At 66.0% G+C, this 16,507-nt stretch carries 26 protein-coding genes; all 26 read left to right on the top strand.

The window, feature by feature from the left end:
• Nucleotides 1-11 precede the first annotated feature (11 nt).
• Nucleotides 12-2,126, top strand: a complete 2,115-nt coding sequence (gene fusA / locus NI17_RS16310; protein WP_068688275.1) for an elongation factor G — start codon at nucleotides 12-14, stop codon at nucleotides 2,124-2,126.
• Between the two features lie 54 nt (nucleotides 2,127-2,180).
• Nucleotides 2,181-3,374, top strand: coding sequence for an elongation factor Tu (gene tuf, locus NI17_RS16305; RefSeq protein ID WP_068688277.1), 1,194 nt, complete (start codon nucleotides 2,181-2,183; stop codon nucleotides 3,372-3,374).
• 216 nt (nucleotides 3,375-3,590) lie between these two features.
• On the top strand, nucleotides 3,591-3,899 hold the full coding sequence (gene rpsJ, locus NI17_RS16300; RefSeq protein WP_068688279.1) for a 30S ribosomal protein S10: 309 nt from the start codon (nucleotides 3,591-3,593) through the stop codon (nucleotides 3,897-3,899).
• A gap of 14 nt (nucleotides 3,900-3,913) precedes the next feature.
• Nucleotides 3,914-4,564, top strand: coding sequence for a 50S ribosomal protein L3 (rplC, locus tag NI17_RS16295; protein ID WP_068688281.1), 651 nt, complete (start codon nucleotides 3,914-3,916; stop codon nucleotides 4,562-4,564).
• 3 nt (nucleotides 4,565-4,567) lie between these two features.
• Nucleotides 4,568-5,236 (top strand): 50S ribosomal protein L4, encoded by a 669-nt coding sequence (gene rplD / locus NI17_RS16290; protein WP_068688283.1) that lies wholly within the window; start codon nucleotides 4,568-4,570, stop codon nucleotides 5,234-5,236.
• Nucleotides 5,233-5,523: a 50S ribosomal protein L23 gene (gene rplW / locus NI17_RS16285; RefSeq protein WP_068688285.1), complete on the top strand. Its 291-nt coding sequence runs from the start codon at nucleotides 5,233-5,235 to the stop codon at nucleotides 5,521-5,523. The genes rplD and rplW overlap by 4 nt, the downstream gene beginning before the upstream one ends.
• Nucleotides 5,524-5,577: 54 nt before the next feature.
• Nucleotides 5,578-6,411: a 50S ribosomal protein L2 gene (gene rplB / locus NI17_RS16280; RefSeq protein WP_068688287.1), complete on the top strand. Its 834-nt coding sequence runs from the start codon at nucleotides 5,578-5,580 to the stop codon at nucleotides 6,409-6,411.
• Nucleotides 6,412-6,423: 12 nt separating this feature from the next.
• Nucleotides 6,424-6,702, top strand: coding sequence for a 30S ribosomal protein S19 (gene rpsS / locus NI17_RS16275; protein WP_068688289.1), 279 nt, complete (start codon nucleotides 6,424-6,426; stop codon nucleotides 6,700-6,702).
• A 73-nt stretch (nucleotides 6,703-6,775) separates the two neighbouring features.
• On the top strand, nucleotides 6,776-7,153 hold the full coding sequence (gene rplV, locus NI17_RS16270; RefSeq protein ID WP_068688291.1) for a 50S ribosomal protein L22: 378 nt from the start codon (nucleotides 6,776-6,778) through the stop codon (nucleotides 7,151-7,153).
• Complete coding sequence (rpsC, locus tag NI17_RS16265) at nucleotides 7,153-7,959, top strand: 30S ribosomal protein S3 (RefSeq protein WP_068688293.1); 807 nt, start codon at nucleotides 7,153-7,155, stop codon at nucleotides 7,957-7,959. The genes rplV and rpsC overlap by 1 nt, the downstream gene beginning before the upstream one ends.
• A gap of 2 nt (nucleotides 7,960-7,961) precedes the next feature.
• Complete coding sequence (gene rplP / locus NI17_RS16260; RefSeq protein ID WP_068688295.1) at nucleotides 7,962-8,378, top strand: 50S ribosomal protein L16; 417 nt, start codon at nucleotides 7,962-7,964, stop codon at nucleotides 8,376-8,378.
• Nucleotides 8,378-8,635 (top strand): 50S ribosomal protein L29, encoded by a 258-nt coding sequence (gene rpmC, locus NI17_RS16255; RefSeq protein WP_068688297.1) that lies wholly within the window; start codon nucleotides 8,378-8,380, stop codon nucleotides 8,633-8,635. The genes rplP and rpmC overlap by 1 nt, the downstream gene beginning before the upstream one ends.
• Nucleotides 8,632-8,907, top strand: coding sequence for a 30S ribosomal protein S17 (rpsQ, locus tag NI17_RS16250; RefSeq protein ID WP_068688299.1), 276 nt, complete (start codon nucleotides 8,632-8,634; stop codon nucleotides 8,905-8,907). The genes rpmC and rpsQ overlap by 4 nt, the downstream gene beginning before the upstream one ends.
• Nucleotides 8,908-9,030: 123 nt before the next feature.
• Complete coding sequence (rplN, locus tag NI17_RS16245; protein ID WP_068688301.1) at nucleotides 9,031-9,399, top strand: 50S ribosomal protein L14; 369 nt, start codon at nucleotides 9,031-9,033, stop codon at nucleotides 9,397-9,399.
• A 3-nt stretch (nucleotides 9,400-9,402) separates the two neighbouring features.
• Nucleotides 9,403-9,708, top strand: a complete 306-nt coding sequence (rplX, locus tag NI17_RS16240) for a 50S ribosomal protein L24 (RefSeq protein ID WP_068688304.1) — start codon at nucleotides 9,403-9,405, stop codon at nucleotides 9,706-9,708.
• Nucleotides 9,708-10,283: a 50S ribosomal protein L5 gene (gene rplE, locus NI17_RS16235; protein ID WP_068688306.1), complete on the top strand. Its 576-nt coding sequence runs from the start codon at nucleotides 9,708-9,710 to the stop codon at nucleotides 10,281-10,283. Before rplX ends, rplE begins: the two co-directional genes overlap by 1 nt.
• Nucleotides 10,284-10,293: 10 nt before the next feature.
• Complete coding sequence (locus tag NI17_RS16230) at nucleotides 10,294-10,479, top strand: type Z 30S ribosomal protein S14 (RefSeq protein WP_068688307.1); 186 nt, start codon at nucleotides 10,294-10,296, stop codon at nucleotides 10,477-10,479.
• Between the two features lie 239 nt (nucleotides 10,480-10,718).
• Nucleotides 10,719-11,117: a 30S ribosomal protein S8 gene (rpsH, locus tag NI17_RS16225; protein WP_068688309.1), complete on the top strand. Its 399-nt coding sequence runs from the start codon at nucleotides 10,719-10,721 to the stop codon at nucleotides 11,115-11,117.
• Nucleotides 11,118-11,133: 16 nt separating this feature from the next.
• Nucleotides 11,134-11,670, top strand: coding sequence for a 50S ribosomal protein L6 (rplF, locus tag NI17_RS16220; RefSeq protein ID WP_068688311.1), 537 nt, complete (start codon nucleotides 11,134-11,136; stop codon nucleotides 11,668-11,670).
• Nucleotides 11,671-11,672: 2 nt separating this feature from the next.
• Nucleotides 11,673-12,059, top strand: coding sequence for a 50S ribosomal protein L18 (gene rplR, locus NI17_RS16215; protein ID WP_119268192.1), 387 nt, complete (start codon nucleotides 11,673-11,675; stop codon nucleotides 12,057-12,059).
• Nucleotides 12,060-12,108: 49 nt separating this feature from the next.
• Nucleotides 12,109-12,711: a 30S ribosomal protein S5 gene (rpsE, locus tag NI17_RS16210; protein WP_068688315.1), complete on the top strand. Its 603-nt coding sequence runs from the start codon at nucleotides 12,109-12,111 to the stop codon at nucleotides 12,709-12,711.
• 3 nt (nucleotides 12,712-12,714) lie between these two features.
• A complete protein-coding gene (gene rpmD / locus NI17_RS16205; RefSeq protein ID WP_068688317.1) occupies nucleotides 12,715-12,900 on the top strand; it encodes a 50S ribosomal protein L30 in 186 nt (61 codons plus the stop codon).
• Nucleotides 12,897-13,364 (top strand): 50S ribosomal protein L15, encoded by a 468-nt coding sequence (gene rplO, locus NI17_RS16200; RefSeq protein ID WP_068688319.1) that lies wholly within the window; start codon nucleotides 12,897-12,899, stop codon nucleotides 13,362-13,364. Before rpmD ends, rplO begins: the two co-directional genes overlap by 4 nt.
• Before the next feature lie 288 nt (nucleotides 13,365-13,652).
• Nucleotides 13,653-14,984, top strand: coding sequence for a preprotein translocase subunit SecY (gene secY / locus NI17_RS16195; RefSeq protein WP_068688321.1), 1,332 nt, complete (start codon nucleotides 13,653-13,655; stop codon nucleotides 14,982-14,984).
• Complete coding sequence (locus NI17_RS16190) at nucleotides 14,985-15,554, top strand: adenylate kinase (RefSeq protein WP_068688323.1); 570 nt, start codon at nucleotides 14,985-14,987, stop codon at nucleotides 15,552-15,554.
• The gene (gene map / locus NI17_RS16185; protein ID WP_068688324.1) at nucleotides 15,554-16,378 is read left to right on the top strand and encodes a type I methionyl aminopeptidase; all 825 of its coding nucleotides are present in this window, start codon (nucleotides 15,554-15,556) and stop codon (nucleotides 16,376-16,378) included. Before NI17_RS16190 ends, map begins: the two co-directional genes overlap by 1 nt.
• Nucleotides 16,379-16,507 lie beyond the last annotated feature (129 nt).

The raw sequence follows: 16,507 nt of genomic DNA, 5'->3' as shown, positions 1-16,507 counted from the left end.
AGACGAGCCACATGGCTACCACTGCTCTTGACCTTGCCAAGGTCCGCAACATCGGGATCATGGCGCACATCGACGCGGGCAAGACCACGACGACCGAGCGAATCCTCTTCTACACCGGTGTCAACTACAAACTCGGTGAGGTCCACGATGGCGCGGCCACCATGGACTGGATGAAGGAGGAGCAGGAGCGCGGCATCACGATCACGTCCGCCGCGACGACCTGCCACTGGAACGACACCACGATCAACATCATCGACACGCCCGGCCACGTCGACTTCACCGTCGAGGTCGAGCGTTCGCTGCGTGTCCTTGACGGCGCGGTCGCCGTGTTCGACGGCAAGGAAGGCGTCGAGCCGCAGTCGGAGCAGGTGTGGCGCCAGGCCGACCGGTACAACGTGCCGCGGATCTGCTTCGTCAACAAGATGGACAAGATCGGCGCGGAGTTCCAGCGTTGTGTCGACATGATCCGTGACCGACTCGGCGCCAACCCGCTGCCCGTCCAGCTGCCGATCGGCGCCGAGTCCGACTTCAAGGGCGTCATCGACCTCGTCCGCATGAAGGCATACGTCTGGAGCGACGAGGCCAGCAAGGGCGAGATGTACGACACCGTCGACATCCCGGCGACGCACGTCGACGCCGCGCGCGAAGGACACGAGCAGCTCGTCGAGACCCTCGCCGAGGCCGACGACGAGATCATGGAGCTGTACCTGGAGGGCCAGGAGCCCACCGTGGAGCAGCTCGTTCCGGCCATCCGCCGCGCCACGGTCGCCGGCACCGCGGTTCCGGTGCTGTGCGGCACCGCGTTCAAGAACAAGGGCGTGCAGCCCCTCCTGGACGCGATCGTCACCTACCTGCCGTCGCCGCTGGACGTCGAGGCGATCGAGGGCCACGACCCCAAGGACGAGTCGGAGGAGACCAAACTCCACCGCAAGCCCAGCGAAGAGGAGCCCCTGTCCGCGCTGGCGTTCAAGATCATGAGCGACCCGCACCTGGGCAAGCTGACCTACCTGCGCGTCTACTCCGGTGTGCTGGAGGCCGGCAAGCAGGTCCTCAACAGCATCAAGGGCCGCAAGGAGCGCATCGGCAAGATCTACCGGATGCACGCCAACAAGCGCGAGGAGATCGCGCGTGTGGGTGCCGGTGACATCGTCGCGGTCATGGGTCTGAAGGACACCACCACCGGCGAGACGCTGTGCGACCCCGCGAACCCGATCGTCCTGGAGTCGATGACCTTCCCGGCTCCCGTCATCGAGGTCGCCATCGAGCCCAAGACCAAGAGCGACCAGGAGAAGCTCGGCACCGCGATCCAGCGTCTCGCGGAGGAGGACCCCTCCTTCCGGGTCGCCACCGACGAGGAGACCGGGCAGACCGTCATCTCCGGTATGGGCGAGCTGCACCTCGAGGTCCTCGTCAACCGCATGCGCGACGAGTTCAAGGTCGAGGCCAACATCGGTAAGCCCCAGGTGGCCTACCGTGAGACCATCCGCCGCAAGGTCGAGAAGGTCGACTACACCCACAAGAAGCAGACGGGTGGCTCCGGTCAGTACGGCCGGGTGGTCATCGACCTCGAACCGCTCGCGGTCGACGGTGACGGCGACAGCGCGGGCTACGAGTTCGTCAACAACATCACCGGTGGCCGTATCCCGCGGGAGTACATCCCGTCGGTCGACGCCGGATGCCAGGAGGCCGCCCAGTTCGGTGTCCTCGCCGGATACCCGCTGGTCGGGATTAAGGTGACCCTCCAGGACGGCGCCTACCACGACGTCGACTCCTCCGAGCTTGCCTTCAAGGTCGCCGGTTCCATGGCTTTCAAGGAAGCGGCGAGCAGGGCCAAGCCGGTCATCCTGGAGCCGGTCATGGCGGTCGAGGTCACCACGCCCGAGGATTACATGGGCGACGTGATCGGTGACCTGAACAGCCGGCGCGGTCAGATCCAGTCCATGGAGGAGCGTGCCGGGGCCCGTGTCGTCAAGGCACTCGTTCCGCTGTCGGAGATGTTCGGCTACGTGGGCGACCTGCGCGGCCGTACCCAGGGTCGGGCCAACTACACGATGGTGTTCGACTCCTATGCGGAGGTCCCCTCCAACGTCTCCCAGGAGATCGTTGCGAAGGCCCGCGGCGAATAGCCACGACACCCTTACCAGTCCAGCCAAGCAACCTGTACGTCTAGGAGAAATCCAGTGGCGAAGGCCAAGTTCGAGCGGACCAAGCCGCACGTAAACATCGGCACCATCGGTCACATCGACCACGGCAAGACCACGCTGACCGCGGCGATCACCAAGGTCCTGCACGACGCGTACCCGGACCTGAACCCGTTCACGCCCTTCGAGGACATCGACAAAGCTCCCGAGGAGCGCGAGCGCGGTATCACCATCTCCATCGCGCACGTGGAGTACCAGACCGAGAGCCGCCACTACGCGCACGTGGACTGCCCCGGTCACGCGGACTACGTGAAGAACATGATCACCGGTGCCGCCCAGATGGACGGCGCGATCCTGGTGGTCGCCGCCACCGACGGCCCGATGCCGCAGACCAAGGAGCACGTGCTCCTGGCCCGCCAGGTCGGCGTCCCCTACATCGTCGTGGCCCTGAACAAGGCCGACATGGTGGACGACGAGGAGATCTTCGAGCTGGTCGAGCTCGAGGTCCGCGACCTGCTCAGCGAGTACGAGTTCCCGGGCGACGAGGTCCCCGTGGTCCGCGTCTCCGCTCTGAAGGCCCTCGAAGGCGACTCCGAGTGGGCCCAGAAGATCCTGGAGCTCATGCAGGCCGTCGACGAGACCATCCCCGAGCCGGAGCGTGACATCGAGAAGCCGTTCCTGATGCCGATCGAGGACGTCTTCTCGATCACCGGTCGCGGCACCGTCGTCACCGGCCGCATCGAGCGCGGTGTCATCAACGTCAACGAGACCGTCGACATCGTCGGCATCAAGGAAGAGAAGCTGACCACCACCGTCACCGGTGTGGAGATGTTCCGCAAGCTGCTCGACCAGGGCCAGGCCGGTGACAACGTCGGTCTGCTGCTGCGCGGTATCAAGCGCGAGGAGGTGGAGCGCGGCCAGGTCGTCATCAAGCCGGGCACCACCACCCCGCACACCGAGTTCGAGGCTCAGGTCGTCATCCTGTCCAAGGACGAGGGTGGCCGCCACACGCCCTTCTTCAACAACTACCGCCCGCAGTTCTACTTCCGCACCACGGACGTCACCGGCGTCGTCACGCTGCCCGAGGGCACCGAGATGGTCATGCCGGGTGACAACACCGCGATGAGCGTCCAGCTGATCCAGCCGGTCGCGATGGAAGAGGGTCTGAAGTTCGCCATCCGCGAGGGTGGTCGGACCGTCGGCGCGGGTCGCGTCACCAAGATCGTCAAGTAGCACGACCGTTGTCGGGCGGTCGGGTCCGTCAGTGACTCGGCCGCCCGACACCATGAAGGACGTCATCGGGCTCTTAGCGGTGATGCCACCTCAGGGGACAGCCCTGTAGCAGTTTCTCAGGTGAATAGAGCCTCAACGGGGAGTTCCTCCGGAGCGCACTGGCCCATTACGGCGCCGCGCCTCTAGGACACTGAAGCGAAGGACGAAAAGGCCACCATGGCGGGACAGAAGATCCGCATCCGGCTCAAGGCCTATGACCACGAGGTCATCGACAGCTCGGCACGCAGCATCGTCGAGACTGTGACGAGGACCGGCGCGCAGGTCGCGGGCCCGGTGCCGTTGCCGACGGAGAAGAACGTTTACTGCGTCATCCGATCGCCGCACAAGTACAAGGACTCGCGTGAGCACTTCGAGATGCGCACGCACAAGCGGCTGATCGACATCATCGACCCGACGCCGAAGACCGTCGACTCGCTCATGCGACTCGACCTTCCGGCCGGCGTCGACATCGAGATCAAGCTCTGAGGGACGCTGAAGACATGACGACCAAGCAGATCAAGGGAGTTCTGGGCGAAAAGCTCGGCATGACCCAGGTCTTCGACGAGTCCGGCAAAGTCGTGCCGGTGACGGTGCTGAAGGCCGGTCCGGCTGTCGTGACTCGCGTCCGCACCCCGGAGACCGACGGGTACTCCGCCGTCCAGCTCGGCTACGGCCAGATCAACCCGCGCAAGGTGAAGAAGCCGCTCGGCGACTACCTGCGCAGGCACGACCTCACCCCGCGCCGCCACTACGTCGAGGTGCGCACCTCCGACGCCAGCGAGTACACGCTGGGCCAGGAGATCACCGCGGACGTGTTCGAGGCCGGGCAGAAGGTCGACGTCACCGGCAAGACCAAGGGCAAGGGGTTCGCCGGTGTCATGAAGCGCCACGGCTTCCGCGGCCTCAGCGCCTCTCACGGCACCCAGCGCAAGCACCGCTCGCCCGGTTCCATCGGTGGCTGTGCCACTCCGGGCCGCGTTTTCAAGGGTCTGCGGATGGCCGGTCGCATGGGCAACGTGCGTCGGACCGTTCAGAACCTCACCGTGCACTCGGTCGACACCGAGAAGGGCCTCCTTCTGGTCAAGGGTGCGGTTCCCGGCCCCAACGGCGGCCTGGTCCTCGTCCGCACCGCCGTGAAGGGGGTCAAGTAAGCCATGGCGACCATCGAGGTCAAGGACCGCGACGGCGCGGCCAAGGGAAGCGTCGAGCTTCCCGACGAGATCTTCGCCCAGAAGATCAACATTCCGCTGATGCACCAGGTCGTGATCGCCCAGGAGGCCGCGGGCCGTCAGGGCACGCACTCCACCAAGACCCGGGGCGAGGTCCGCGGCGGCGGCAAGAAGCCGTACCGCCAGAAGGGCACCGGTCGGGCCCGTCAGGGCTCCGTCCGCGCACCGCAGTTCGCCGGCGGTGGCACGGTGCACGGCCCCAAGCCGCGCGACTACAGCCAGCGGACGCCCAAGAAGATGAAGGTCGCCGCCCTGCGCGGAGCCCTCTCCAACCGGGCACAGCACGGACGCGTGCACGTCATCAGCGGCTTCGTCGCCGAGGACGTCACCACCAAGCGCACCCAGACCGCTTTGAAGGCGCTGCGCCAGGTCACCGACTCCGACAAGGTGCTGGTGGTCCTCGCGCGCGACGACGAGCACAACCGGATCGCGCTGCGGAACCTGCCTGAGGTGCACATCCTCGACGCCGACCAGGTCAACACCTACGACGTGCTCTACGCCGACGACATCGTGTTCACCGAAGCCGGTTACGAGGAGTTCCTGGCGCACGCCAGGGGCACCACGACCGCGGCGTCTCAGGAGGACGACCAGTGAAGATCCCCGACCCTCGGGACATCATCGTCAAGCCGGTGATCTCCGAGAAGAGCTACGGACTCCTGGACCAGAACAAGTACACGTTCCTGGTCCGGCCCGAGGCCAACAAGACGCAGATCAAGATGGCGGTGGAGCAGATCTTCGACGTGAAGGTCACCTCCGTCAACACGATCAACCGGAAGGGCAAGCGCAAGCGCACCAGGTTCGGTTACGGCAAGCGCCCCGACACCAAGCGCGCGATCGTGAGCCTCAAGGACGGCGACCGGATCGACATCTTCGGCGTCTGATCCCACCGCCGTGCCGTTTCATCTCGATTAACACGTAAGGAATGCACGAAAAAGATGGGCATTCGCAAGTACAAGCCAACGAGCCCGGGACGCCGCGGGTCGAGCGTGAGCGACTTCGTCGAGATCACGCGTTCGACCCCGGAGAAGTCCCTGGTCCGTCCGCTGCACTCCAAGGGCGGGCGTAACGGCCACGGTCGCATCACCGCCCGCCACCAGGGCGGCGGTCACAAGCGCGCCTACCGGGTGATCGACTTCCGCCGCCACGACAAGGACGGCGTCCCGGCCAAGGTCGCCCACATCGAGTACGACCCGAACCGCACGGCACGGATCGCGCTGCTCCACTACGTGGACGGCGAGAAGCGCTACATCCTGGCTCCTGCCGGACTCAAGCAGGGCGACCGGGTCGAGAACGGTCCCGGAGCCGACATCAAGCCGGGCAACTGCCTGCCGCTGCGCAACATCCCCACGGGTACGTTCGTGCACGCGGTCGAGCTCAAGCCGGGCGGCGGCGCCAAGCTGGGCCGTTCCGCCGGGACGCAGATCCAACTGCTCGCCAAGGAAGGCGCCTACGCGACGCTGCGCATGCCCTCGGGCGAGATGCGCCAGGTCGAGGTCGCCTGCCGGGCGACCGTCGGACAGGTCGGAAACGCCGAGCAGTCCAACATCAACTGGGGTAAGGCCGGCCGCATGCGGTGGAAGGGCAAGCGCCCGACCGTCCGCGGTGTGGCGATGAACCCGATCGACCACCCGCACGGTGGTGGTGAGGGCAAGTCCTCCGGTGGCCGTCACCCGGTCAGCCCGTGGGGCAACCCCGAGGGCCGCACCCGTAAGAAGGGCAAGGCCAGCGACCGGCTCATCGTGCGTCGGCGTAGCAAGAAGAAGCGGTAAGGAGCACGTCTGATGCCACGCAGCCTTAAGAAGGGCCCCTTCGTCGACGACCACCTCATGAAGAAGGTGGAGGAGCAGAACGAGAAGGGCACCAAGAACGTCATCAAGACGTGGTCCCGCCGCTCCATGATCGTCCCCGAGATGATCGGGCACACCATCGCCGTGCACGACGGCCGTAAGCACGTGCCCGTGTTCGTCTCCGAGTCGATGATCGGCCACAAGCTCGGCGAGTTCGCCCCCACGCGCACTTTCCGCAGCCACGTCAAGGAGGACCGCCGCAGCCGCCGCTAGCGGGTGTCCGGTCAGGTAAGAAGCACAGGGCCCCACGGTGGTGGGGGTGATTTCCGTGAGCGAGGGAAAAGCGATGGGAACGAGGGCACAAGCGCGGTTCGTCCGCGTCACGCCCCGAAAGGCCCGCCGAGTGGTGGACCTTATTCGCGGGCTGCCCGCTGACGAGGCTCAGGCGGTGCTCCGGTTCGCACCTCAGGCGGCAAGTGAACCGGTGGGCAAGGTGCTCGCGAGCGCCATCGCCAATGCCGAGCACAACGACAAGTTGGACCGTGAAACGCTGGTCGTCAGCCGTGCGTGGGTGGACGAAGGACCGACTCTGAAGCGCATCCGGCCGCGAGGCTTCGGTCGCGCGTTCCGAGTCACCAAGCGGACGAGCCACATCACCGTGGTGGTCGAGCCGCGTGACACCGCGGGCGCCTCGTCGGCCAGGACGAAGGAAAGGACCCGATAGTGGGACAGAAGGTCAACCCGCACGGGTTCCGCCTCGGAGTGACCACCGACTTCAAGAGCCGGTGGTTCGCCGACAAGCTGTACAAGGACTACGTCAAGGAAGACGTGGCCATCCGCCGGATGCTGACCCGCGGCATGGAGCGCGCCGGGATCTCCAAGGTCGAGATCGAGCGCACCCGTGAGCGTGTCCGCGTCGACGTCCACACCGCCCGGCCCGGCATCGTCATCGGCCGCCGCGGTGCGGAGGCCGACCGCATCCGCGCCAACCTCGAGAAGCTGACCAAGAAGCAGGTTCAGCTGAACATCCTCGAGGTCAAGAACCCCGAGATCGACGCACAGCTCGTCGCCCAGGGGGTCGCGGAGCAGCTGTCGAGCCGAGTCGCGTTCCGCCGTGCCATGCGTAAGGCCATGCAGAGTGCGATGAAGAGCGGGGCCAAGGGCATTCGCATCCAGTGCGGCGGTCGTCTCGGCGGTGCCGAGATGTCGCGCTCGGAGTTCTACCGCGAAGGCCGGGTGCCGCTGCACACGCTGCGCGCCGACATCGACTACGGCTTCTTCGAAGCGCGTACCACCTTCGGCCGTATCGGTGTGAAGGTCTGGATCTACAAGGGCGAGGCGCCCGCCACCCGCGCCGAGCGTGAGGCCGCCCAGGCCGCGCAGCGTGCGGCGAGCGGCCAGCGCCGCGAGCGTCCGGCGCGCCGTCGCCGCGGCGGTGGCGGCGGTGGCGGCGGCCAGCAGGCCGAGAAGGCGACCGCCCAGGCGACTGAGGCCCCCAAGGCCGAGAAGTCCGGGAACGAGGAGAGCTGACAATGCTCATTCCCCGCAAGGTCAAGCACCGCAAGCAGCACCACCCCAGCCTCCGGGGGCGTGCCAAGGGCGGTACCAGTGTCCACTTCGGTGAGTACGGCATCCAGGCTCTGGAGTCCGCATACGTCACCAACCGGCAGATCGAGGCGGCGCGTATCGCGATGACCCGCCACATCCGCCGTGGTGGCAAGGTCTGGATCAACATCTTCCCGGACCGTCCGCTGACCAAGAAGCCCGCCGAGACCCGTATGGGTTCCGGTAAGGGTTCCCCGGAGTGGTGGGTCGCTCCGGTCAAGCCCGGCCGGGTGATGTTCGAGCTGGCGGGTGTGCCCGAGCCTGTCGCGAAGGAGGCTCTTCGCAGGGCGATGCACAAACTGCCGATGAAGTGCAAATTCGTGAAGCGAGAGGCGGGGGAGTGATGGCCAAGTCCCTAACCGCCACCGAGCTGCGCGGCTACTCCGTCGAGGAGCTGGTCGGCAAGCTCAAGGAGGCGAAGGAAGAGCTGTTCAACCTCCGTTTTCAGGCCGCCACCGGGCAGCTGGACAACAACAGCCGGTTGCGCACCGTGAAGCGCGAGATCGCTCGCATCTACACGGTGCTGCGCGAGCACGAGCTGGGCATCATGCCGCTGGCTGCCGAGGAGTCGGCTGACAAGACGAAGGAAGCAGCCGGATGAGTGAGAAGACCACGGCGCAGGAGCGTAACTACCGCAAGACGCGCGAGGGTTACGTCGTCAGCGACAAGATGAACAAGACCGTCGTCGTCGAGGTGGAGGACCGGGTCAAGCACCCGCTGTACGGCAAGATCATCCGCCGGACCACGAAGTACAAGGCCCACGACGAAGCGAACGTCGCCGGTGTCGGTGACCGGGTCCGCCTGATGGAGACCCGTCCGCTGTCCGCGACCAAGCGCTGGCGCGTCGTGGAGATCCTGGAGAAGGCCAAGTAAGGGATCGCAGCGGCGATCTCTGACCCACCGCGGTGGTCGGTTGGTGGAGGCCGACCGCCGCGGTGGGGCGGACCAGCTAGCGAGCGCGGGTGGTGCACCCGCGCGCACATATCAGGAGCAGACGTGATTCAGCAGGAGTCGCGACTCAAGGTCGCCGACAACACGGGTGCGAAGGAGATCCTGACCATTCGTGTCCTTGGCGGCTCGGGCAGGCGCTACGCGGGCATCGGTGACACGATCGTGGCGACCGTCAAGGACGCCCTGCCCGGCGCGGGTGTCAAGAAGGGCGATGTCGTCAAGGCCGTTGTCGTGCGCACCACCAAGGAGCGCCGACGTCCCGACGGCTCCTACATCCGCTTCGATGAGAACGCCGCCGTGCTCATCAAGGACGGTGGGGACCCGCGGGGAACCCGCATCTTCGGCCCGGTCGGCCGCGAGCTGCGGGACAGGAAGTTCATGCGCATCATTTCGCTGGCGCCGGAGGTGCTCTAGGCGATGAAGATCAAGAAGGACGACGAGGTCATCGTCATCGCCGGTAAGGACAAGGGCGCTACGGGGAAGGTCAAGAAGGCCCTTCCCAGGGAGCAGCGCGTCGTCGTCGAGGGCGTCAACCTCATCAAGAAGCACAAGAAGGCGAACCAGGCGGGTGGCCAGCAGGGTGAGGTCGTCACCCTGGAAGCGCCGATCCACGTGAGCAATGTCGCGCTCCTTGAGGACGGCAAGCCCACCCGGGTCGGTTACCGCTTCAAGGAAGACGGCAGCAAGGTTCGGATCTCCCGCCGCACCGGTAAGGAAATCTGATGACGGTCACGAACGAGATCGCCGCTCCGCAGATTCCGCGGCTCAAGCAGAAGTACCGCGAGGAGATCATCTCGGCCCTGCGTGAAGAGTTCGACATCAAGAACATCATGCAGGTCCCCGGTCTCACCAAGATCGTGGTCAACATGGGTGTCGGTGACGCGGCCCGGGACGCCAAGCTCATCCAGGGCGCCATCACCGACCTCGCCGCCATCACCGGTCAGAAGCCCAGGGTCAACCGGGCCAAGAAGTCCATCGCGCAGTTCAAGCTGCGTGAGGGGCAGCCCATCGGCGCCAGCGTGACGCTGCGCGGCGACCGGATGTGGGAGTTCCTGGACCGACTGCTCTCCCTGGCGCTTCCGCGCATCCGTGACTTCCGCGGGCTGTCCCCCAAGCAGTTCGACGGTAACGGGAACTACACCTTCGGCCTGACCGAGCAGGTCATGTTCCACGAGGTGGACCCCGACAAGATCGACCGGCAGCGCGGCATGGACATCACGGTTGTCACCACGGCGACCAACGATGAGGAGGGGCGCAGCCTGCTCAAGCGGCTCGGGTTCCCCTTCAAGGAAGCGTAGGGGAGTAGGGATGGCCAAGAAGGCTCTGATCGCCAAGGCGAACCGGAAGCCGAAGTTCCAGGTTCGTGCGTATACTCGATGCTCGCGGTGCGGGCGCCCGCGTGCCGTTTTCCGGAAGTTCGGCCTGTGCCGCATCTGCTTCCGTGAGATGGCGCACCGGGGCGAGCTGCCGGGCATCACCAAGTCCAGCTGGTAACGAGTGAGCTCGTAGGGTCGGCCGCCCTGGCCGACCCCCGGCAGATAGACGGAGGGGTTCGATGAACCCGCCGTCGGACACGTGTTCTCAACCGACAGGGCATCGCGCCGGGCAGCAGCCCGCCCGATGCCCGTGACCACGCGGCAGGTCCCCGGACGGTCCCCACAGGAGTGGGGGAGCGGACTCCGAGGGAGAGCTCCGTCTCCGGGGAAACCGCAGCGAGGAAGGGCCAATCGGCCATGACGATGACCGACCCGATCGCAGACATGCTCACACGTCTGCGCAACGCGAACGCGGCATACCACGACAGCGTGATCATGCCGTATTCCAAGATCAAGGCGCACATCGCCGAGATCCTCCAGAAGGAGGGCTACGTCCAGAGCTGGCGTACCGAAGACGCGCCGGTGGGCAAGAACCTGGTGGTGGCCCTGAAGTACGGTCCCACCCGTGAGCGCTCCATCGCCGGCATCCGTCGCGTGTCCAAGCCCGGCCTTCGGGTCTACGCGAAGAAGGACAACCTTCCGCGGGTCCTGGGCGGCCTTGGCGTGGCCATCATTTCGACGTCCAGCGGCCTGATGACGGACAAGCAGGCCAAGAAGAACGGCGTGGGCGGCGAAGTCCTCGCCTACGTCTGGTAGAGGAAGAGATTTCAGCATGTCGCGAATTGGCCGACTGCCGATCTCGGTCCCCAAGGGCGTCGAAGTCACCATCGACGGGCAAGACGTCAAAGTCAAGGGACCGAAGGGCGAACTGAAGCACACCGTCGCCCGGCCGATCACGGTCGCTCAGGAAGACGGTCAGATCAAGGTGCTGCGTCCGGACGACAACCCGGAGACGCGCTCCCTGCACGGCCTGACCCGTGCGCTGATCGCCAACCTGATCGAGGGCACGTCCAAGGGGTACACCAAGACCCTGGAGATCTCGGGTGTGGGTTACCGCGTCCAGGCCAGGGGATCGAACCTGGAGTTCTCCCTGGGATACAGCCACCCCGTCGTCGTGGAGCCGCCCGAGGGCATCACCTTCCGGGTGGAGAAGCCGACCCTGCTGCACGTCGAGGGAATCGACAAGCAACTGGTGGGTCAGGTGGCGGCGAACATCCGAGGCCTGCGCAGGCCCGACCCGTACAAGGCCAAGGGCATTCGCTACCAGGGTGAGAGAATCCGCCGCAAGGCCGGAAAGGCTGGTAAGTAAGCATGACGAAGAGGTCGTCGCTTACCCGCAGGGGCACTTCCGCGCGCGCGGCCGCCCGGGCGCGCCGCCACCTGCGGGTCCGCAAGAAGGTTCGGGGCACGCCGGAGCGTCCGCGTCTGGTTGTCACCCGCTCCCTCAAGCACATCGTCGCGCAGCTCGTGGACGACACCAAGGGCATCACCCTGGCGTCCGCCTCCACGCTGGACGTCTCCATCCGCGGCGAAGAGGGCAAGAAGACGGAGAAGTCGCACCTGACGGGCAAGCTGCTCGCCGAGCGTGCGAAGGCCGCCGGGATCACCGCCGTGGTCTTCGACCGTGGCGGCTACCGTTACCACGGCCGTGTCGCGGCGCTGGCGGACGGCGCGCGCGAGGGCGGCCTGGAGTTCTAGTGATGACTCCTGACAACCGCATTTTCATCGACGGGAAGAGGAACCACTGATGGCTGCAGCTCCGCGGCGCGGCGCCGGTGGCGAGCGGCGTTCCGGCCGTGACGATCGCCGCGGCGGTTCCGCTGACAAGGGCGTCTCCTACATCGAGCGCGTTGTGAAGATCAACCGGGTCGCCAAGGTCGTCAAGGGCGGCCGCCGGTTCAGCTTCACCGCTCTGGTCGTCGTCGGCGACGGCAACGGCATGGTCGGCGTCGGATACGGCAAGGCCAAGGAAGTGCCCTCGGCGATCGCCAAGGGTGTCGAGGAAGCCAAGAAGAACTTCTTCAAAGTCCCCCGGATCCAGGGCACCATCGTGCACCAGGTCCAGGGAGAGGACGCCGCCGGCGTGGTCCTGCTCCGCCCGGCCGCCCCCGGTACCGGTGTGATCGCCGGTGGTCCGGTGCGTGCCGTGCTGGAGTGCGCCGGCATTCACGACGTCCTGACCAAGTCGCTCGGGTCGTCCAACCCGATCAACATCGTGCACGCGACGGTGGCCGCTCTCAAGAGCCTCAGCCGTCCCGAGGAGATCGCCGCCCGGCGCGGCCTGCCGCTGGAGGACGTCGTCCCGGCGTCCATGCTGCGTGCCCGCGCGGAAGCCAAGGCGGGGGTGTAGGCCATGGCGAAGCTGAAGATCACGCAGGTCCGGTCCAAGATCGGCGGCAGGCGGAAACAGCGTGACACGCTCGCCTCCCTCGGCCTCGGGCGAATCGGCAAGTCGGTGGTCCGCGAGGACCGCCCCGAGGTCCGCGGACAGATCAACGTCGTCGCGCACCTCATCACTGTCGAGGAGGTCAGCTCATGAGCGAGAGCCACTCCCCGAACGAGTTGCTCAAGATCCACCACCTGCGTCCGGCTCCCGGCGCGAACAAGGCCAAGACCCGCAAGGGTCGCGGCGAGGCGTCCAAGGGCAAGACCGCGGGTCGCGGCACCAAGGGCACCAAGGCACGCAGCACGGTCCCGGTCGGCTTCGAGGGCGGTCAGATGCCGCTCATCCGCCGGGTGCCCAAGCTGAAGGGGTTCAGCAACGCCAGGTTCAAGACCACCTACCAGGTGGTGAACCTGGACAAGCTGGGCGAGCTGTACCCCGAGGGCGGCGAGGTCACCGTTGCGGACCTGGTCGCCAAGGGAGCGGTCCGCAAGAACCAGCCCGTCAAGGTGCTGGGGACCGGAGAGATCTCGGTTCCGGTCCGGGTGAGCGCGAACGCGTTCTCCGGTTCCGCCAAGGAGAAGATCCTTGCGGCTGGTGGTAGCGTCACCGAGGTTTAGGGCATCCCCGGGTGCTGGTGGGGGCGTTCATCGGTCATGCCCATTAGATTGGGAAGACCGGTGGACGCCCCTGTCCGTTTTGGGGGGGTTCCCTGGTACGGTGTGCCACCGAGTGTGTTCTTATTGTGAACTTCGTGGTCCACACCAATTGTTCGATGGCTGCTAATGTGCCATCTGCTTGACCCGACTGGGCTCAGGTCGCTCTGACCGAGCCAACGATTACGACGATCCAGGATCGGCCGCGATGTCTCGAATCGGCTGCGCCGTCGACGCCTGGCAGGAGGAGACGTGCTAGGTGCGTTCGTCCGTGCGTTCCGCACGCCTGAGCTACGTAACAAGCTGCTGTTCACACTGTTCATCCTGACGATCTTCCGGCTCGGCGCCGTCATCCCCTCGCCGGGAATCGACAGCGTCGCCATCAAGCAGTGCGTCCAGCAGACGACCGAGACCGGTGCCTCGAACGTCTATTCGCTGATCAACCTGTTCAGCGGTGGCGCGCTGCTGCAGCTCGCCGTCTTCGCGCTGGGCATCATGCCCTACATCACCGCGAGCATCATCCTGAACCTGCTCACCGTGGTGGTGCCGCGACTCGAAGCGCTGAAGAAGGAGGGGCAGGCCGGTCAGAGCAAGATCACACAATACACGCGTTACCTGACCATCGCCCTGGCCGTCCTGCAGTCCACGAGCATCATCGCGATGGCCCGGACCGGACAGCTCTTCCAGGGGACGACCTGCTACCCCGAGCAGTACATGCCCTTCCTCGGGACCTCTTACGAGCTGCCCATCCTGATCACGATCGTGTTCGTGATGACCGCGGGCACCGGCGTCATCATGTGGTTCGGTGAGCTGATCACCGAGCGGGGTGTCGGCAACGGCATGTCGCTGCTGATCTTCACCCAGATCGTCGCGGAGTTCCCCTCCGGCATGATGCGCATCTGGAGCGAGAACCCCGCGTGGGTCTTCGCCCTGATCTGCGTGGCGGGACTGGTCCTCATCGCCGGTGTGGTCTTCATCGAGCAGGCCCAGCGGCGCATCCCGGTGCAGTACGCCAAGCGGATGGTGGGCCGCCGGATGTACGGGGGCAGCTCCACCTACATTCCGCTGAAGGTCAACCAGGCCGGTGTCATCCCGGTCATCTTCGCCTCGTCCCTGCTGTACCTGCCGACCCTGGTGGTCGGACTGATGGGGGCCGAGTCGGACAGCGGAGTGGTGAGCTTCCTCAACACCTACTTCAACCCGATGGGCAACCACCCGGTCTACCTGAGCACCTTCTTCCTGCTGATCGTGGGCTTCGCCTTCTTCTACGTGGCCATTACCTTCAACCCCGCTGAAGTGGCCGACAACATGAAGAAGTACGGTGGGTTCATCCCGAGTATTCGCCCGGGACGTCCGACGGCCGAGTACCTGGACTACGTCCTCACCCGGTTGACGACGCCTGGCGCGCTGTACCTGGGTGTGATCGCGCTGTTGCCGATGGTGGCTCTGGGGACCTCCGGGGCCGCGGCGAACTTCCCGTTCGGCGGCGTCAGCATTCTGATCATGGTCGGTGTCGGGCTGGACACGGTGAAGCAGATCGAGAGTCACCTCCAGCAGAGAAACTACGAGGGTTTTCTGCGATAGATGCGTGCCGTACTGGTGGGACCTCCGGGGGCTGGAAAAGGCACCCAGGCCCAGATCTTGGCGTCCGAGTTGTCGATTCCGAAGGTGTCCACCGGAGACATCTTCCGTGCCAACGTCAGCGGTGGCACAGAGTTGGGTAAACAGGCCCAGGCCTACATGGACTGCGGTGATCTCGTCCCCGACGAGATCACCAACGCCATGGTCAAGGACCGGTTGGCCGAGGAAGACGCCCGTGCGGGCTTCCTCCTGGACGGCTTCCCGCGCAACCTCGCGCAGGCGGAGACGCTGGACACGATGCTGGACGAGCTGGATGTGCGGCTCGACGCCGTCGTGGAACTCGTCGTCGACGAGGAGGAGGTGGTCCGGAGGCTCGCCGAGCGTGCCCGGATCGACAACCGCAGCGACGACAACGAGGAGACGATCCGGCACCGGCTGGTCGTCTACCGGGAGCAGACCGCCCCACTGGTCTCCTTCTACGAGAAGCGGGGACTGCTGGTGAGGGTGGACGCGGTCGGTCCGATCGAAGAGGTCACCCAGCGGGCCATGGCGGCGTTGAAGAGCAAGGCCTGATGTTGCGCAGAGGCCGAACCAGGATCCAGCTGAAGTCTCCGGCCGAGATCAGGAAGATGCGGGCCGCGGGTCGGGTCGTGGCCCGCACGCTTGATGTGCTGCGCGCGGCGGTGCGTCCGGGGATGAGCACGCTCGAACTGGACGCCATCGCCGAGCGCAGCATCCGGGACGCGGGAGCCGTGCCGTCCTTCAAGGGCTACCACGGCTTCACCGGGTCCATCTGCGCCTCCGTCAACGAGGAGGTGGTGCACGGGATCCCCCGGGAGGACAAGATCCTCGCGGACGGTGACATCATCTCCATCGACTGCGGTGCCATCCTCGACGGTTGGCACGGCGACTCCGCCATCACCGTCGCGGTGGGACCGGTCCGCGAGGAGGACCGCACCGTGATGGAGGTGTGCGAGGAGGCGATGTGGCAGGGCATCGCCCAGATGCGGCCGGGCAACCGACTCGGTGACATCGGGCGGGCCATCGAGGACCACATCGTCTCCCGGGGGCGGTTCGGCAACGTCCAGGAGTACGGCGGGCACGGCATCGGCACCGAGATGCACATGGAGCCGCACGTCCTCAACTACGCGCAGAGCGGCCGGGGCATCCGCCTGGTCGAGGGGATGTGCCTGGCGATCGAGCCGATGGTGAACCTCGGCACGCGACACGTCCACGTTCTGGAGGACGGCTGGACCGTGGTCACCCGGGACGGTCGCCGTTCGGCGCACTTCGAGCACTCGGTGGCCATCACCGCCGGGGGACCGCTGGTGCTCACCGCCAGAGAGGAGAATCGGGAGAAGATCGCCTCTCTCGGGTTCCCCGATCCCGACTCCTGACCCTGCTCCTCCGAGGTCCGCGCGGGCCGTCCGTCGAACGGGCGGCCCGCGGACGTTTTTCCACGCGGGCACGGTTCTTCTGGCCTTTCTCCCGCCGGGACCGTAGCGTGTGAGGAGTCGGGTCCGGTC

Source organism: Thermobifida halotolerans, from assembly GCF_003574835.2.
Taxonomy (GTDB): domain Bacteria; phylum Actinomycetota; class Actinomycetes; order Streptosporangiales; family Streptosporangiaceae; genus Thermobifida; species Thermobifida halotolerans.
This window is presented reverse-complemented; position numbering and strand designations above follow the sequence as displayed.

What these genes read in the sequence shown, in the direction of transcription:
- fusA (WP_068688275.1), top strand. Translation starts at nt 12, where the DNA reads ATGGCTACCACTGCTCTTGACCTTGCCAAGGTCCGCAACATCGGGATC.
- rpsJ (WP_068688279.1), top strand. Translation starts at nt 3,591, where the DNA reads ATGGCGGGACAGAAGATCCGCATCCGGCTCAAGGCCTATGACCACGAG.
- rplC (WP_068688281.1), top strand. Translation starts at nt 3,914, where the DNA reads ATGACGACCAAGCAGATCAAGGGAGTTCTGGGCGAAAAGCTCGGCATG.
- rplD (WP_068688283.1), top strand. Translation starts at nt 4,568, where the DNA reads ATGGCGACCATCGAGGTCAAGGACCGCGACGGCGCGGCCAAGGGAAGC.
- rplB (WP_068688287.1), top strand. Translation starts at nt 5,578, where the DNA reads ATGGGCATTCGCAAGTACAAGCCAACGAGCCCGGGACGCCGCGGGTCG.
- rpsS (WP_068688289.1), top strand. Translation starts at nt 6,424, where the DNA reads ATGCCACGCAGCCTTAAGAAGGGCCCCTTCGTCGACGACCACCTCATG.
- rplV (WP_068688291.1), top strand. Translation starts at nt 6,776, where the DNA reads ATGGGAACGAGGGCACAAGCGCGGTTCGTCCGCGTCACGCCCCGAAAG.
- rplP (WP_068688295.1), top strand. Translation starts at nt 7,962, where the DNA reads ATGCTCATTCCCCGCAAGGTCAAGCACCGCAAGCAGCACCACCCCAGC.
- rpmC (WP_068688297.1), top strand. Translation starts at nt 8,378, where the DNA reads ATGGCCAAGTCCCTAACCGCCACCGAGCTGCGCGGCTACTCCGTCGAG.
- rpsQ (WP_068688299.1), top strand. Translation starts at nt 8,632, where the DNA reads ATGAGTGAGAAGACCACGGCGCAGGAGCGTAACTACCGCAAGACGCGC.
- rplX (WP_068688304.1), top strand. Translation starts at nt 9,403, where the DNA reads ATGAAGATCAAGAAGGACGACGAGGTCATCGTCATCGCCGGTAAGGAC.
- rplE (WP_068688306.1), top strand. Translation starts at nt 9,708, where the DNA reads ATGACGGTCACGAACGAGATCGCCGCTCCGCAGATTCCGCGGCTCAAG.
- NI17_RS16230 (WP_068688307.1), top strand. Translation starts at nt 10,294, where the DNA reads ATGGCCAAGAAGGCTCTGATCGCCAAGGCGAACCGGAAGCCGAAGTTC.
- rpsH (WP_068688309.1), top strand. Translation starts at nt 10,719, where the DNA reads ATGACGATGACCGACCCGATCGCAGACATGCTCACACGTCTGCGCAAC.
- rplF (WP_068688311.1), top strand. Translation starts at nt 11,134, where the DNA reads ATGTCGCGAATTGGCCGACTGCCGATCTCGGTCCCCAAGGGCGTCGAA.
- rplR (WP_119268192.1), top strand. Translation starts at nt 11,673, where the DNA reads ATGACGAAGAGGTCGTCGCTTACCCGCAGGGGCACTTCCGCGCGCGCG.
- rpsE (WP_068688315.1), top strand. Translation starts at nt 12,109, where the DNA reads ATGGCTGCAGCTCCGCGGCGCGGCGCCGGTGGCGAGCGGCGTTCCGGC.
- rpmD (WP_068688317.1), top strand. Translation starts at nt 12,715, where the DNA reads ATGGCGAAGCTGAAGATCACGCAGGTCCGGTCCAAGATCGGCGGCAGG.
- rplO (WP_068688319.1), top strand. Translation starts at nt 12,897, where the DNA reads ATGAGCGAGAGCCACTCCCCGAACGAGTTGCTCAAGATCCACCACCTG.
- NI17_RS16190 (WP_068688323.1), top strand. Translation starts at nt 14,985, where the DNA reads ATGCGTGCCGTACTGGTGGGACCTCCGGGGGCTGGAAAAGGCACCCAG.
- map (WP_068688324.1), top strand. Translation starts at nt 15,554, where the DNA reads ATGTTGCGCAGAGGCCGAACCAGGATCCAGCTGAAGTCTCCGGCCGAG.